Below are 425 nucleotides of genomic sequence, written 5' to 3'. Positions count from 1 at the left end.
GGGCTCCGCACTGAAGGACGGCAACGTCTCCGGGCCGTCGAACCCGAGCCCGCAGTAGGCCGCTCTCCCTTTCCGCGTTCTCCGCTTTCGCACTGACGAACAGCGAGCGCCGGCCCCGACGTTCCTTCCGGCCGGCTGTCGCCCCGCCCTCTTTTATCCCGGGAGCGTCTACGGCGGACGATGAGCGGGAAACCGACGGTCGGGGAGTACATGACCCGCGAGGTCGAGACGGTGAGCCCGGACGAGACGGTGGCGACCGTCGCGCGTCGCATGGCCGACAGCGACGGCCACAACGGGTTCCCGGTCACGCAGGGCCGCACCGTGGAGGGGTTCGTCTCGGCCGGAGACCTGCTGCTCGCCGACGACGACGCCCCCGTGTTCACGGTGATGACGGAGGACCTGATCGTCGCGCATCCGGACATGAA

The 425-nt window shown here is 69.4% G+C and carries 1 protein-coding gene; it reads left to right on the top strand.

Going from position 1 to position 425, the window contains the following annotated elements; all coding sequences use genetic code 11:
- Positions 1 to 180: 180 nt before the first annotated feature.
- The coding region (locus EXE42_RS17045; protein ID WP_137707069.1) for a CBS domain-containing protein at positions 181 to 425 on the top strand (245 nt) is incomplete at its 3' end.

It is taken from the genome of Halorubrum sp. SP3 (assembly GCF_005435195.1).
Classification (GTDB): Archaea; Halobacteriota; Halobacteria; order Halobacteriales; family Haloferacaceae; genus Halorubrum; species Halorubrum sodomense.
This window is presented reverse-complemented; position numbering and strand designations above follow the sequence as displayed.